Source organism: Sediminibacillus massiliensis (genome assembly GCF_900156915.1).
In the GTDB taxonomy this organism is placed as follows: Bacteria; Bacillota; Bacilli; order Bacillales; family Amphibacillaceae; genus Sediminibacillus_A; species Sediminibacillus_A massiliensis.
Map to the genome: position 1 here is coordinate 2,380,535 of NZ_LT732535.1, position 15,141 is coordinate 2,395,675.

The window sequence follows — 15,141 nt, forward strand, 5'->3', positions numbered from 1 at the left end:
TCCCCCTTCCCCTTTTCAACCGAGTTTTGGCATGGCGTTTCCAGCAGCGTGCAATCCTTTCAACAAATAATCGATCTGTTTTTCGATATAGGTGGATATCGTAAAATCCTTCTGCAACATCCATCTGCGAAAACTCCACATCTGTCCCTGGATGAAAATATTGTTGGCGATCAATGTGACATCAGCTCGGGTCATTGGTGTCTCGACACTATTTGTGATTACTCGTTCCAGCATGGACACCATTTCTTTTTCTCTTTGCAAGACATATTCACGGGCTTCCTTTGTTAGCGATTTCATTTCTTGATACATGATCATTACTTCATCCTGCATTTCGTCCATCAGCAAAAAGTATGATCTGACTGCTTCCACAAGCTTATCTGCTGATCCTGCTTGAAGGTCAAAAGCAGACTCCATCCGGTCCCTAACACATTCATAGATAGAATCACAGACAAGGTAAAGAATGTCTTCTTTGGTGCGGATATACTCATACAGTGTGCCGATACTGAAACCGGAGGCTTTAGCTATTTCCCTTGTGGTCGTCCGGTGGAAGCCTTTTTCCTTGAAAAGGGAAACAGCTCCTTTGATCATCTGCTGCCGGCGCAGCTGGATCAGTTCCTGGTCCTTTATCGAAGAGGTCACTTTTTTGGACAGCATTTATTTTCTCCTTTCCGTAAGCCAACGCTCAACCCACTTGGAGGCTAATTGATAGGGATCCTCTTTTTCCAGTTCTTTATCAAACGTTTCATTCCCCTCCAGAAAATGTTGAACCTCACGCCAGATTACCTCTCTCATCAATTCCCTCACTTCGTGTCCGTGCTTTATCCTTCGTTGGTGTCTGCCATGCTCGGACTTTTCAAGAAATTGCCTATGGGAAATGATTTCTTTCCATAACAAGTCAAGTCCCTTGTTCTCTGTCGAGATGGTGCGGATGATGGGTGGCCTGTAAACCGGTTCTCCCATCAACTTGATAAATTCACTCAACATCGTTTCAAGTTTTTCCACTCCTGCCAAATCCGCTTTATTAATGACGAACAGATCGGCAATTTCCATGATGCCAGCTTTGAAAATCTGCAATACATCCCCGCTGTTAGGCGTCATGACGAGCGCAGTGGTATCAGCCACCTTCATTACATCCAGCTCCGACTGGCCGACCCCGACGGTTTCCACCAGGATAACATCGAACCCATACGCATTGCAGATCCGAGTGGCATCCTTTGTCGCCCGGGCTAAACCGCCCAGACTTCCACGGGCAGCCATGCTGCGGATAAACACCCCTTTGTCGGAAAAATGCCTGTTCATCCGGAATCTGTCACCAAGCAACGCACCTCCGCTAAATGGGCTGGAAGGGTCTACAGCAATCACAGCAATCGTTAATCCCATATCACGGACATGGCCGATCAGTTGATTGACGAGCGAACTTTTCCCTGCGCCGGGTGAACCTGTAATCCCTATAAAGTGGCCCTTGTTTGGCACCGAAAAAATGTCGCTCATCATCGCCAATTTATCTGGATGGTCATTTTCCACCATGGTAATGGCCCTTGCCAGTGCCCGTATATCCTTGTTTTTCACCCTGTCAGCTAGTTCATGCATAGAGCCGGTTCCTTTCTATCAGCATTTAATCATTCTCATTCAGGTAGCCAGGCTTTAAAATATCTGTACACATTTTCTGATTTTACTTCGTCAGCATGCGACCGATAACGAGGCGCTGAATTTCATTCGTCCCCTCGTAAATTTGCGTGATTTTGGCGTCACGCATATAACGCTCTACAGGATAGTCCTTTGTGTATCCATATCCTCCAAAAACCTGGACAGCATCCGTGGTGATCCGCATGGCAGCATCACCGGCAAACAACTTCGACATGGCTGATGCTTTTCCATATGGCTTTCCTTCTGACTCAAGCCATGCTGCCTGGTAAGTCATCAAACGTGCCGCTTCGATTTCCGTGGCCATGTCAGCCAATTTGAAAGAAATCCCTTGGTTGGAGGCAATTGGTTTACCGAATTGTTCACGTTCTTTTGCGTAGTCAACAGCTGCATCAAGTGCCCCCTGAGCTATACCCAGGGCCTGTGCTGCAATACCATTCCGGCCGCCGTCCAAAGTGCTCATCGCAATCTTGAATCCTTCCCCTTCTTTACCAAGCAAATTCCGTTTAGGTATCCGGCAGTTTTCAAATATTAATTCAGTTGTCGGGGAGGAGCGGATGCCGAGTTTCCTTTCTTTTTTCCCGAATGAAAAACCAGGCGTTCCCTTTTCCACCACCAAAGCGCTGATTCCCCGGTGCCCGGCAGATTGGTCTGTCTTGGCAAAAACGATATAGATATCAGCCACGCCTCCATTGGTGATCCAAACTTTATTCCCGTTCAGGATGTACTCATCGTCTTCCGCTTTGGCGACTGTTTTCATCGACGCTACGTCGCTTCCCGCACCAGGCTCTGACAAGGCGTATGCCCCGAGCTTCTCTCCACTGGCGAGTTCCTTGAGAAATGTCTGCTTCTGCTGTTCTGAACCATATTTAAACAACGGCCAGCTAGCCAGGGAGATGTGGGCAGACAGCGTCACACCTGTCGAGGCGCACACACGGGACAATTCCTCCACGGCGATTACATAACTGACATAATCAGCCCCAATGCCGCCATATTGCTCCGGCCAGGGGATACCAGTCAATCCCAGCTCAGCCATTTTATCGAAAATCGCACGGTCGAAGCGTTCTTCTTCGTCCCTTTCGACAGCTGTAGGTTCGACTTCCTTCTTCGCAAAGTTCCTGACCATGGTCCGGAGCATTTCTTGTTCATCGGTTAATTGGAAATTCATTCCTGTCCCTCCCTATTATGATCTATTGTAAAATCTTTTTGCTGATTACCATGTGTTGAATCTCGCTCGTTCCTTCATATATCTCGCAAATTTTGGCATCACGGAACAACCTTTCCACAGAGTATTCTTTTGTGTAACCATATCCGCCATAAATTTGGACAGCCTCAATGGCTGCCTCCATGGCCGTTTTCGATGCAAACAGTTTGGCCATCGATGCTTCCTTTCCGCATTCTCTTCCCTGTGACCGCAGGCTTGCTGCTTGATAGGTCAATAGTTTAGCTGCTTCTACCTGTGTTGCCATATCTGCCAACTTAAAAGAAACGCCCTGCTGCTCGGATATCGGCTTTCCAAACTGGATCCTCTCTTTGGCATATCTGATTGAATAGGAAAGCGCGGCATCCGCGATTCCCAGAGCCTGTGCAGCAATTCCGATCCGGCCTGTATTCAAGTTGGCCATTGCGATTTTGAAGCCTTCTCCTTCTTTTCCGATCAACTGCTCAGCGGGAATGATACAGTTATCAAAAAGAAGCTGAACCGTGTTTGACCCGTGGAGGCCCATTTTCTTTTCCTTCTTGCCGATAGTGAGTCCTTGTGCATCTTTTTCCACGATAAAGGCGCTGACTCCTTTATACCCTCCTTCTTGGCTGGTCCTCGCAAAGACAATATAGGTATCTGCAGCTCCGCCATTGGTGATAAACATCTTTGTGCCTTGCAGGATATAATTGCTTCCAGATTTTTTTGCAGTCATTTTCAGACTGGAAGCATCTGATCCTGCGCCAGGTTCTGTTAAAGCGAATGCACCCAAATATTCACCTGAAGCAAGCTTCGGAAGGTATTTTTGCTTTTGGTGTTCATTTCCGAAATAGAGAATGGGATTGGTGCCGACAGAGGTATGGACAGATAAAATCACGCCTATTGTCGCACTGACTTTGGAAAGCTCATGAAGGGCGATAATATAAGAGAGAAAGTCCATCTCACTACCACCGTATTTCTCCGGGACCGGGATGCCCATTAAACCGATTTCACCCATCCGGCTGACCAGTTCAATCGGAAACCGGTCTTCTTGTTCCATTCGCGGGATTTCTTTGGCCACTTCTTTCTCGGCAAAGTCACGGACCATTTTTCGCATCATTTGTTGTTCAGGCGTAAAGGCGAATTCCATATCCTTTTCCTCCTCTTATTGATAGCTGTAAAACCCACGTCCGGATTTCCTGCCGAGCCAGCCAGCTTTCACATATTTGCGAAGCAATGGACAAGGCCTGTATTTGCTGTCCCCAAGTCCGTCATGCAGTACTTCCATGATATACAAACATGTATCAAGTCCGATAAAATCAGCCAATGTCAATGGGCCCATCGGATGATTCATCCCCAGTTTCATCACGTTATCAATGTCTTCAGGCGAGGTAACGCCTTCATATACAGCATAGATTGCCTCATTGATCATCGGCATCAGAATCCGGTTCGCTGCAAAACCGGGATTATCATTGACTTGGACAGATATTTTGCCGAGCCGTTCGGCCATTCCTTTGACTGCCTCATATGTCTGGTCACTCGTCTGCAGACCCCTTATAATTTCGACCAGTTGCATGACAGGGACAGGGTTCATAAAATGCATCCCGATCACTTGAGAAGGACGTTCCGTTGCAGCGGCGATTTCTGTGATAGGCAAGGAGGAAGTATTCGTGGCAAGAACTGCATGGGCCGGTGCCATTTCATCCAAGTCTGTAAATAGTTTTTTCTTCACTTCCATATTTTCGACGACTGCTTCAATCGCAATATCGCAACTCTTGACGGCATCTAGTCCTGAGGCAGGTTGAAGTCTCTTCAGTGTTTCTTTTGCATCCTGACCGGATATCTTCCCTTTCACCACCGAGCGGTTGATTTGGTTCTCAATCCTGGCCATTCCGTTATCCAATGAGATATCGGAAACATCATACAGCAGTACCTCGTATCCTGATTGCGCGCAAACTTGGGCAATTCCGCTTCCCATTTGTCCGGCTCCTATCACCATTACCTTCGAAATACTCATCGGCCGTTCTCCCTTCCGTTCTTTACTATCCGTATCAACCACTTATGGGGATACTTCTATCAACAGAGCGTCACCTTGGCCGCCGCCGCTGCAGATGGCTGCGATTCCCAGGCCTCCACCCCGCCGTTTAAGTTCATGTGCCAATGTCAGGACGATCCGGGCGCCACTGGCACCAATCGGATGTCCGAGTGCGACAGCGCCCCCATTGACGTTTACCTTCTCCACATCAAGTCCGGCGATTTTTTCGCTGGCAAGTGATACCGCTGCAAATGCTTCATTCACTTCAAACAAGTCAATCTCCTGTAGTGATCTTTTGCTCTTTTTCAATAGCGCATTAATGACTAAGCCGGGTGTTTTTGGAAAATCTTTTGCATCTACTGCCACTTCTTCATGTGCCAAAATCTTTGCCAAAGGCGTGAGTCCTTGTTGTAAGGCAGCAGTTTCAGATGCAATCACCATCGCACAAGCACCATCATTTACACCCGGTGCATTTCCGGCAGTAATTGTCCCCTCAGAATCGAATACGGGACGAAGCTTTTGGAGTGCTTCTACCGTTGTATCTTCTCGCGGGGATTCATCCCGGAAAACGGTAATGGTCTCCCCTTTCCTGTTCGTTATTTTGACAGGGACTATTTCTTTTTCCAGAATCCCTTTCTTGATGGCACGGACTGCCCGCATATGGCTCCGGTAGGCCCATTCATCCTGAGCGACCCTGGTTATTCCCATTTCTTCTGCTGTGCTGTTACCGTAAACACCCATGTGAACACCTGTAAAAGAACAAGTGAGTCCGTCATGAATCATCATATCCTTGATAGTCTTGTCGCCCATTCGATAGCCAAATCTTGCATCTTGCAAAAAGTACGGAGCATTGCTCATGCTCTCCATGCCGCCCGCTATCACTATTTGTTCATCACCAAGTCTGATCAGCTGGTCGGCCATCGTCACGCTTCTCAACCCGGACGCGCATACTTTGTTGATTGTTTCTGTTTTCACTGTCCAGGAAATACCGGCTTCTCTGGCAGCCTGTCGCGACGGAAGCTGTCCCTGGCCACCCTGGAGAACTGTCCCCATTATCACCTCATTGACCGTTTCAGGGTCCAGCCGGCTTTGTTCAAGCGCCGCCTTGATTGCTATTCCGCCTAGTTGTACAGCAGATAAAGAGAAAAGTGCGCCCCCCAGTTTTCCAAACGGGGTCCTCGCCCCCGCCAAAATGACCGCATACTCCATATAACGACCCCCTTTTGATAACGCTTACAAAAAAACCATTGAACACTCGCTCAATTCTCTTTCATAAGTAGAGGAACCGATCATGGATCCGTTCCTCTTGATTTACTAGCCATCTGCTGCTCGCGCTTTGCATGAGGCTCGTCTTCTGAAACGCTACACAGTCGCTTCCGCTTTCGGTGTACACACAGACAATGCCAGGATTTCGGCTATGTCCATGGTGCCGATGTTTTCTTCCACTTCTTTTGCTTTGGTGCCGTCGCTCAACATGGTCAGGCAGAACGGACAGGCGCTGGAAATCATGGTAGGGTTCACCTTCAAAGCCTGCTCGGTACGGGCAACGTTTATGCGGTTGCCTGTTTTTTCTTCCGTCCACATCAGTCCCCCACCGGCCCCGCAGCACATCCCGTTTTCTCTGTTGCGATCCATTTCTACTAAACGGATACCTGGAATGGATTTCAATATTTCCCTTGGCGGATCGTAAACACCATTGTATCTTCCCAAATAACAGGAATCGTGGTATGTCAATGTTTCGTTGATTTCCTTTGTCGGCTTAAGGAGACCTGACTGAACCCAGTCATATAGCAGTTGGGAGTGGTGGTAAACTTCGGCTTCCAAACCAAAATCCGGGTACTCATTTTTGAAAATATTGTATGCATGCGGATCGATCGTTACAATCTTTTTGACATTGTGTTTCTGAAATTCTTTGATGTTTTTCTCAGCAAGTTCCTGAAACAAAAATTCGTTTCCGATTCGTCTTGCCGTATCCCCCGAGTTAGCTTCTTTGTTGCCTAATATGGCAAACTTGATTCCTGCATCGTTCATCAATCTGGCAAAAGCCAAGGCGATCTTCTGACTGCGATTGTCATATGCCCCCATAGAGCTCACCCAGAATAAATAGTCAAATTCTTCACCGGATTTCTTCCATTCTTTCACAGTTGGAATAGAAATCTGTGAATCCAGATTCCGCCAGTTGTCTCTTTCTTTTTTCGACAGTCCCCATGGATTTCCCTGCCTCTCTATATTCATGATGGCCCGCTGTGCATCTGGATCCATTTTTCCTTCTGTCAAAACCAGGTAGCGGCGGAGGTCGATAATCTTATCGACATGCTCATTCATCACAGGGCATTGATCTTCGCAGTTGCGGCACGTCGTACAAGCCCACAACTCTTCTTCTGTGATAACATCGCCTATCAAACTTGCATTCTGGACGGTCTCTATGCCAGCTGCTGCTTCTTCTCTTGCTGTCCGGGAGTCACGTGCCATTTTGGCGAGTCTGTTTCCTTCTGTGTTAGCAAACGCATAGCTTGGCACCCATGGACTTTGTCCGGTGACAGCGGCCCCTTTTTCAGTCAAATGGTCACGCAGTTTGATGATTAAATCCATTGGCGACAGCATTTTTCCTGTTCCGGTTGCCGGGCAGACATTCGTGCACCGGCCGCACTCCACACAGGCATAAAGGTCAATCATCTGTTTCTGGTGGAACTCTTCTATTTTCCCTACCCCGAACGATACCTCTTCTTCCTGTCCCTCTTCGATGTCAAAGTCGATTTTCTTCAACTTTCCTGCCGGCGTTTCTCTGCTTAAAAACACATTGACTGGCGCTGCCAGCAAATGGGCGTGCTTGGATTGCGGCACATAAACCAGAAAACTTAACAAAACCAGCAAATGCACCCACCAGGATATAAAGAAAATGACCGCCGCTGCTGTAGGTGACAGCCAATAGAAAGCGCTTGCAATTGTGGTCGCGACAGGTTCTGTCCATCCACCGGCATGACCATGCCACACCAACTCCATGCCATTTCCCAATAATACAGACAACATAAGAGTCCCTATGAACACTAGTACAAGCCCTGCTTTAAAGCCCCTTTTAAGCCGGACAAGCTTTTCAATGTAACGACGATAAAAAGCCCATACAACTGCGACTAAAATCATCAGAGTGACGAGCTCCTGGAAAAATGTGAAGCCAGGATACAACGGTCCGAGTGGAAGGTGATTCCCAGGTGCAAGGCCCTTGACAATGAAGTCGACAGCCCCGAATTGGACAAGGATAAATCCATAGAACATCATCACATGGATGATTCCGGATTTTTTATCTTTCAATAATTTCTTCTGCCCGAATACATAGATCCATATCTTGTGAAGCCGCTGTTTGATATCCCAGTCGAACTGTTCCTTCTTTCCTAGTTTGATATAGGCAATCCTTGTCATCACAACCCGGACAAACAAATATAATCCATAACTAGTAACTCCGATAAACAATAGCCAGTTTAACAGCATAAGCCCATCCATCTGTTTCTCCCCCTTGTCTGTTTTGTACATTTCCCTTTTGATCCGGTCTTGGAATAGAAGTTGAACAAACGTTTGATCAACCCTCTTGCTCCTCTTTTAATATCTTATCAACACTGCATTTATACTATTACTTTATATTATGAATGAACATTCAGTCAATAATTAATTTCGCTGACTTGGGTTATAATACTTCTGTTTACAGTTAAAAAGTTAAGTTCGGATTGACTGTAGAAAGGAGATAAAGATGAAAGAAGTGATACTTTCCCTGTTGACAGGGGCTGTCGTCGGCTTTATTTTTGCATGGGGGAAACTCCCTATACCTGCTCCTCCTGCATTGGCGGGGATTATGGGGATTGTGGGCATTTATATTGGCTTTAAGCTTTTCCTGTGGATCGGCCCGTTTTTCCAAAGGATCTTTTAACCTGATAACCGTAATAAACGAGTAAAATCTACGCAAACAAAAAAAGAGAGGAAGAAATCCCTTTCTTCCTCTCCTTCTCGCGAAACCTATTCTTAAATTGTATTAAGAATTATTGTTTTTTCGCTGACGGCCTCGAGTTTCTCCGCCTTTTTGGCCGATGTCTTCGTAGAATTCTTCACCATGTTTCTCGGACGTAGTGTTACCGCCTTTTTGACCGATTTCCTCATAGAACTCTTGGTCATGGTTTCTTGAAGTAGTATTTCCGCCTTTTTGTCCAATTTCCTCATAGAATTCTTTGTCATGATTTTTAGACGTAGTCTCGCCGCCTTTTTGACCGATTTCCTCATAGAATTCTTGGTCATGGTTTTGAGAAGTAGTTTCTCCGCCTTTTTGTCCTATTTCTTGATAGAACTCTTTATCATGATTCTTAGAAGTGGTCTTACCGCCTTTTTGACCGATTTCCTCATAGAATTCTTGGTCGTGGTTTCTTGCTGTAGTGTTACCACCTTTTTGACCAGCTTCCTCAAGACTCATCTTTCTATTGTTGTCTTTATTGTTGTTCTTAGCCATTCTTAACAGCTCCTTTCTAAATGTTAATTGATTATCTGTTACATTACTTCTAATAGACGTTTTCTCTTACTTCTAAACATATATAGACAAATTTTTTTTAAGAGGAAAACTCTGTTTTATCTTAATCTATAAAGGGTACACAAATAGAGTTTTATCAGAAAGAGGAGGTTGTTATCGTGCCGAAAATCGAGGATCAGAAAAAGTACCTGGATATTCAAGTGGGCAAAACTCAACTCTTTTTCAATAAGAATTACAAACTGATCTCGCTTAGCAATGACCTTACTCTCGGCTTATGGTTCTTGATCGGTAGTATCCTGTTTCTATTTAAATCGACGCAAACTTGGGGAACAGTTCTTTTCATCCTGGGTAGTGCCCAGCTTCTCATTCGTCCGGTTCTGAAAATCATCCATGCTTCCGGGGTGAAGAAAATCAATAATAGCTAGAACATCTAAAAAAACCGACAGGCTGGATTGCCTGTCGGTTTTTATTCTGTTACATGCGTTCTGGAGCACTCACCCCAAGCAAGCTGAGGCCATTGGAAATGGTGATTCTTACCGATTCCATTAAGGCGAGCCTTGCTTTTGTCCGTTCCGGATTCTCTTCATCCAATACTTTCTCTGCATTATAGAAGCTGTGCAGTGCAGCGGCTAAATCAAAAATATACTGTGTGACACGGTGTGGTGTCCGCTTGGATGCAGCATCCTCGATCACTTGTGAAAACTCACCAAGACGTTTTAATAATTCTTCTTCTTTTTCGGCTGTCAATAAAGAGCCATCTATTTCAGCTGACACGGAAAATCCTTTTTCTTCCGCTTGTTTTAACATCGTGCAAATGCGGGCGTGCGCATATTGAACATAGTAAACCGGATTTTCGTTTGACTGCGAACGGGCCAGATCCATATCGAAATCAAGATGGGAATCACTGGAGCGCATCACGAAGAAATACCTCATTGCATCGATGCCGACCTCTTCCATCAACTCTTTCAATGTTACTGCTTTTCCCGTCCGTTTACTCATTTTTACTCTTTCACCGTTTTGGAACAGGTTGACCATTTGAATGATTTCCACTTCAAGTGTGTCTTTATCATACCCGAGCGCCTGGATAGCCGCCTTCATCCTCGGAATATAACCGTGATGGTCCGCTCCCCAAATGTTGATGAGCGTGTCAAAGCCGCGGTCAAGTTTGTTCTTATGGTAGGCAATGTCCGGGGTCAGGTAGGTATAGCTGCCATCCTGTTTGATCAACACACGGTCTTTATCATCTCCGAATTCAGTTGTGCGGAACCAGGTTGCTCCCTCTTCTTCAAAGATATATCCCTTTTCCTTCAAGGTATCCAAGGCCGGCTGGATTTTTTCTTCCTCATATAACGACGTTTCTGAGAACCAATTGTCAAAAGGCACCCGGAATTGGGAAAGGTCATTTTCCAACTTTTCCAATTCATATTTCAATCCATATTCCCGGAAGAATGCGATTCTTTCTTGTTCCGGCTTATCAGCCCACTCGCTCTTATATTCTTGGACCAGCTTTTCCCCCAACTCAACGATATCTTTCCCATGATAGCCATCTTCCGGCATATCCCAGTCTTTCCCGAGAGCCTGCATATAACGGGCTTCTACCGAAAGAGCAAGGTTGGCAATTTGGTTGCCGGCATCGTTAATGTAATATTCCCTTGAAACATCGTAACCTGCTTTTTCGAGAATATTGCCAAGTGAATCACCGACAGCAGCTCCACGGGCATGTCCTAAATGAAGGTCACCGGTCGGATTGGCAGAAACAAATTCAATTTGGATTTTCTCTCCATTGCCTGCATTTGTTGAACCATAATCTTTCCCCGCTTGCAAGATGGTCGGGATTAAGTTGGTCAAATACTGATTGTCCATGAAAAAGTTGATAAAACCGGGACCAGCAATCTCCATCTGTTTTATGGAAGCTTTCGTTTGGTCAAAATGCCCGATAATATCCTCGGCAATTTGTTTTGGGGCTTTCTTGGCGATCCTGGCCAGCTGCATGGCAATATTGGTTGCATAGTCGCCATGCGATTTGTCCTTCGGCTGTTCAAGGACAATATCGGGGAGTTCGCTTTCTTCTGCCAAACCTGCTTTGATGACAGCCTGGGCTATTTCTTCTTTCAATTTTCCCTGAGTCTGCTGCATGATATTCATTGGGAAACCTCCTCTTTCCATTCTATTTTCTTAAATTGGAGTGTCAGGCGATGCCTTCTTTTACCTTCACCATTCAGTTTTGTCGTATAACTGATAAACAACTTGCCATAGTTTCTTTCATCCGGACGCTGATACGTAATTTGATCTGTATGTGTTTCCATATGTATTGAACCATAGGCATGGCGGTAAACATTCTCGGTTATCTGTTTTTTCTTGAAAGTCTGATGCATATCCACAGGCCCCGTACGCTTCACGCTCACTTTGTCAGGATTGATGGTAATAAGCGACTGCACATCTTCCTGTTCTTCATTGCGTTCGGTAAACATCAAGACAGAGGTAGTCCCTTTTTGATAAAAGTTGCCCTCTTCCTCGACTACTGTAACATCTTTCTTACCAAGATCATGTATTTCAGTGGTTAGTTTGATTCGGACTGGTGTTTTATTCGGTGCCAACAACAATCTCCCCTTAACTTGGGATAGTCTTACTTCCTAAATAACTAATTATAAGAATGATTGCCCAAAAACTCAAGTTTTCTTCAACTAATTTTGCCTGTACAGGAAAGAAAGACGCTTCCTGTCCTGGAAGCGTCATGAAAGAGCCTTCGTTCGTTGTATTTCCAACAATGGCAGTCTGGCAAAAAAGTAATCGCTCCGCTCATGGATGAACCTGCGGTACGCCACTTCCAATAAGTTCTTATCCTGAAGCGCTTTGCCAAGATAATACTGCTGAAACGGACTTAATTGTTCAAAACCAGCAAGAATGCGGACACATGTCTCATAGTCGCCACGTGCAAGGGCAAGATGGGCTGTTTCAGATTCGACAGGTGTCTCTATTCCTTCGGTGACTCCATGATATGCCGAAATAAAAGGAATCGTAAAATTATTGACACCCTGTATAGCGGTCAAATCCTCCGTCTGAAGGGCTATTCTTTTGGCCTCTCTCGCATGCTCGATAGCTTGCTGGTAACTGTCAAAAAGATATCCGAGCGCCATGGTATTATGGATATCGATTTTTTTGCGGGAACTGTGGGTCGTATTCAGGATTCGATATCCATACTTTCTGGCAATGATCATTTCATTTCTTTTCCAGTGGTAGGTCAGCATGATTTCATCTAGACGGACAGAAAACAACTCGTTCAGCAAAGGGTCCTGTACTTCATGGACTGCCAGAAGGAGGCGGTCCAAATAAGTCCCGAGCATCCCATATTCTTTCCGTTCAAAATGAGCATAAACCTTCAAGAAATCACTTAGGCATTGAAGCTCCAACTCGCCTAACTCCAGTCCTGACAACAGCTTCAAGTATTCCTTCGTGTTAAGATTCCGTTTCCTTCGTTCATTGATAATCCAATACAGCTCTCCCCACCGACGGTTCAACTCATTGTCAGAGTGGCGGTTGATATCGATCAACTTATCCAACTCTTCCAAAAATCCATAACTGTATAAAAACTCCATTCCGGTACGCCGGTTCTGGTGGCTTGAGGCCATGAGACAGAAATCTTTTGTCAAATCGATCGCATTTCGTATGCCTGCTGTTTCGGTCAACGACTGAAAAACATGAAAAACAGCGGGTTCTTCACCATTTGCAAAGAATCGGTCCAGGTTATTCAATTTATTGTCTTGCTGGCAATTACAGCTCTTTTCTTTACGTTGTATATCTTTCATTGAGATCCCTACCATTTCGCGACATAAAGCGACAACAATTTACTTACCATTGTAACATAACCAAATTGTGCACAGATACTTTTATTCCGCCGATGGAATAACACTCAGCCCTTATCCTTTACTCTTTTCTACCCAACCGAGCAGCATTTCCCTCACAAACTTGCTGGCTGCTATGGCGGTTTGTTCTGTCGGATCGTAAACAGGAGCGACTTCCACCAAATCAGCACCAACTACGCGGACGCCTGAGTCGGTGATCAGCTGGATCGCTTCAAGCAGTTCTTTGGACGTGATTCCACCAGCTTCCGCAGTACCAGTTCCAGGTGCAAAAGCTGGATCGAGGACATCGATGTCTATGGTTACATATACATTCCGGCCTTTCAGTTTTGGCAGTATTTCCTTTAATGGGGCGGCTACCTCGAATTTTGACATGTGCATGCCGCTCTCTTTAGCATATTGAAATTCCTCACGCATCCCGGAGCGGATGCCAAATGAATAAACATTTTCCGGTCCGATCAGTTCACATGCTTTTCGGATCGGCGTGGAATGTGACAAGGCTTCCCCTTCATATTCTTCTCTTAAATCGGCATGTGCATCAATATGCACAATGGCCATATCCGGATATTTTTCATAAACTGCCTGAAATATCGGCCATGAAACCAAGTGCTCTCCGCCAAGACCTAACGGAAATTTGTCTTTATCCAATATTTGTTTGACATAATCGTGAATCATATCAAGACTGCGCTGCGGGTTGCCGAACGGGAGCGGGATATCTCCTGCATCGAAATAACGGACCTCTTCCATATGTTTATCCGCATAGGGACTGTATTCTTCCAATCCGAGCGATGCTTCCCTGATCCGATTCGGCCCGAAACGAGAACCAGGACGGAAACTGACCGTCCAATCCATCGGCATCCCGTAAATAATGGCGTCCGCTTCCTCGGCATCCTGTCTCGACATTATAAATACCTTTCCTGAATAAGCTTCATCAAACCGCATGGTCATTCCCCTCCTTATTCCGTTAGGTCCTTTACAAATTTCGGCAGTGCAAACGAAGCGTAGTGCAATTCCTTCGTATAGTAGTTTGTTTCTATATCAGAGAACCGTTCTTCTTTGACCTTCAAAGGGTCATGAATCTTGCTTCCCATCGTAAATGTCCACAGACCGCTCGGATAAGTCGGGATGTTCGCAGTGTAAAGCCTTGTGACTGGAAAGATTTCCTTCACATCGCTGTACACCTGGCTGATCAGATCGGCTTTAAACCAGGGATTATCCGTCTGTGCCACAAAAATGCCGTCATCTTTCAATGCATTGGAAATACCGGCATAAAATCCCTTCGTAAATAAGTTGACTGCAGGTCCGACTGGCTCTGTGGAATCGACCATGATGACGTCATAAGCTTTCTCACTTTCAGCTATATGCATGAAGCCGTCAGCAACTTTCACCTCGACGCGGGGATCTTCCAGCTTCCCGGCGATTTCAGGCAGATACTTCTTGGAATACTCAATCACCTTGCCATCAATTTCGACCAATGTGGCTTTTTCAACCTGCTCATGTTTCAATACTTCGCGTATGACCCCGCCATCTCCACCACCGACAACGAGTACATGTTTTGGGTTGGGATGAGTGAACAATGGAATATGTGCCACCATTTCATGATAAACATACTCATCTTTTTGAGTGGTCATGACCATGCCATCTAACACAAGCATATTGCCCCATTCTTCCGTTTCTAGGACATCCAATTGCTGAAAATCCGTCTTTTCCGAGTGCAGCGTGCGTTTAATCTTTGCTGTAATACCAAAATCCTTTGTCTGTTTCTCCGTAAACCACAAGTCCATCTATCCATAACCCCTTTTCCTTCATTATCATTGTGTCTGGCCATTGTTACTATGTACTATTGTATTTACTTAATGGGACACATTCAAACAGCATACCATCCAAGTAATCTGAAAAAATCTTATACATTACC

The 15,141-nt window shown here is 45.4% G+C and carries 15 protein-coding genes; 2 read left to right on the forward strand and 13 right to left on the reverse strand.

The window, feature by feature from the left end; translation table 11 throughout:
- Nucleotides 1–15: 15 nt before the first annotated feature.
- From CZ434_RS12640 to CZ434_RS12670, 7 genes are all read right to left on the reverse strand, one after another.
- A complete protein-coding gene (locus tag CZ434_RS12640) occupies nt 16–654 on the reverse strand; it encodes a TetR/AcrR family transcriptional regulator (RefSeq protein WP_077623474.1) in 639 nt (212 codons plus the stop codon).
- Nucleotides 655–1,590, reverse strand: a complete 936-nt coding sequence (gene meaB, locus CZ434_RS12645; protein ID WP_077623475.1) for a methylmalonyl Co-A mutase-associated GTPase MeaB — start codon at nt 1,588–1,590, stop codon at nt 655–657.
- A gap of 82 nt (nt 1,591–1,672) precedes the next feature.
- Nucleotides 1,673–2,812, reverse strand: coding sequence for an acyl-CoA dehydrogenase (locus CZ434_RS12650; protein ID WP_077623476.1), 1,140 nt, complete (start codon nt 2,810–2,812; stop codon nt 1,673–1,675).
- 22 nt (nt 2,813–2,834) lie between these two features.
- Nucleotides 2,835–3,974 (reverse strand): acyl-CoA dehydrogenase, encoded by a 1,140-nt coding sequence (locus CZ434_RS12655; RefSeq protein WP_077623477.1) that lies wholly within the window; start codon nt 3,972–3,974, stop codon nt 2,835–2,837.
- 15 nt (nt 3,975–3,989) lie between these two features.
- Nucleotides 3,990–4,841 (reverse strand): 3-hydroxybutyryl-CoA dehydrogenase, encoded by an 852-nt coding sequence (locus CZ434_RS12660; RefSeq protein WP_077623478.1) that lies wholly within the window; start codon nt 4,839–4,841, stop codon nt 3,990–3,992.
- 42 nt (nt 4,842–4,883) lie between these two features.
- Nucleotides 4,884–6,068, reverse strand: coding sequence for an acetyl-CoA C-acetyltransferase (locus CZ434_RS12665; RefSeq protein ID WP_077623479.1), 1,185 nt, complete (start codon nt 6,066–6,068; stop codon nt 4,884–4,886).
- A 153-nt stretch (nt 6,069–6,221) separates the two neighbouring features.
- Nucleotides 6,222–8,357: a heterodisulfide reductase-related iron-sulfur binding cluster gene (locus tag CZ434_RS12670; RefSeq protein WP_077623480.1), complete on the reverse strand. Its 2,136-nt coding sequence runs from the start codon at nt 8,355–8,357 to the stop codon at nt 6,222–6,224.
- A gap of 244 nt (nt 8,358–8,601) precedes the next feature.
- On the opposite strand from CZ434_RS12670, the gene CZ434_RS12675 reads away from it, so the two are divergent.
- Nucleotides 8,602–8,778, forward strand: a complete 177-nt coding sequence (locus CZ434_RS12675; protein ID WP_077623481.1) for a XapX domain-containing protein — start codon at nt 8,602–8,604, stop codon at nt 8,776–8,778.
- 102 nt (nt 8,779–8,880) lie between these two features.
- Here the strand turns inward: CZ434_RS12675 and CZ434_RS12680 are convergent, their stop codons facing one another.
- Nucleotides 8,881–9,348 carry a KGG domain-containing protein gene (locus CZ434_RS12680; protein WP_077623482.1) on the reverse strand — a complete coding sequence of 156 codons (468 nt, stop codon included), beginning with the start codon at nt 9,346–9,348 and terminating at the stop codon, nt 8,881–8,883.
- Between the two features lie 176 nt (nt 9,349–9,524).
- On the opposite strand from CZ434_RS12680, the gene CZ434_RS12685 reads away from it, so the two are divergent.
- Nucleotides 9,525–9,791: a YrhK family protein gene (locus tag CZ434_RS12685; protein WP_179107261.1), complete on the forward strand. Its 267-nt coding sequence runs from the start codon at nt 9,525–9,527 to the stop codon at nt 9,789–9,791.
- 49 nt (nt 9,792–9,840) lie between these two features.
- Here the strand turns inward: CZ434_RS12685 and argS are convergent, their stop codons facing one another.
- The 5 genes from argS to speE form a co-directional block, all read right to left on the reverse strand.
- A complete protein-coding gene (argS, locus tag CZ434_RS12690; RefSeq protein WP_077623484.1) occupies nt 9,841–11,511 on the reverse strand; it encodes an arginine--tRNA ligase in 1,671 nt (556 codons plus the stop codon).
- Nucleotides 11,508–11,963 carry a YwiB family protein gene (locus CZ434_RS12695; RefSeq protein ID WP_077623485.1) on the reverse strand — a complete coding sequence of 152 codons (456 nt, stop codon included), beginning with the start codon at nt 11,961–11,963 and terminating at the stop codon, nt 11,508–11,510. Before CZ434_RS12695 ends, argS begins: the two co-directional genes overlap by 4 nt.
- A gap of 135 nt (nt 11,964–12,098) precedes the next feature.
- Nucleotides 12,099–13,172: an AimR family lysis-lysogeny pheromone receptor gene (locus CZ434_RS12700; protein WP_077623486.1), complete on the reverse strand. Its 1,074-nt coding sequence runs from the start codon at nt 13,170–13,172 to the stop codon at nt 12,099–12,101.
- Between the two features lie 111 nt (nt 13,173–13,283).
- Nucleotides 13,284–14,168 carry an agmatinase gene (speB, locus tag CZ434_RS12705; RefSeq protein WP_077623487.1) on the reverse strand — a complete coding sequence of 295 codons (885 nt, stop codon included), beginning with the start codon at nt 14,166–14,168 and terminating at the stop codon, nt 13,284–13,286.
- 14 nt (nt 14,169–14,182) lie between these two features.
- Entirely contained in the window at nt 14,183–15,010 is an 828-nt protein-coding gene (gene speE, locus CZ434_RS12710) for a polyamine aminopropyltransferase (protein WP_077623488.1), read from the reverse strand.
- Between the last annotated feature and the right edge of the window lie 131 nt (nt 15,011–15,141).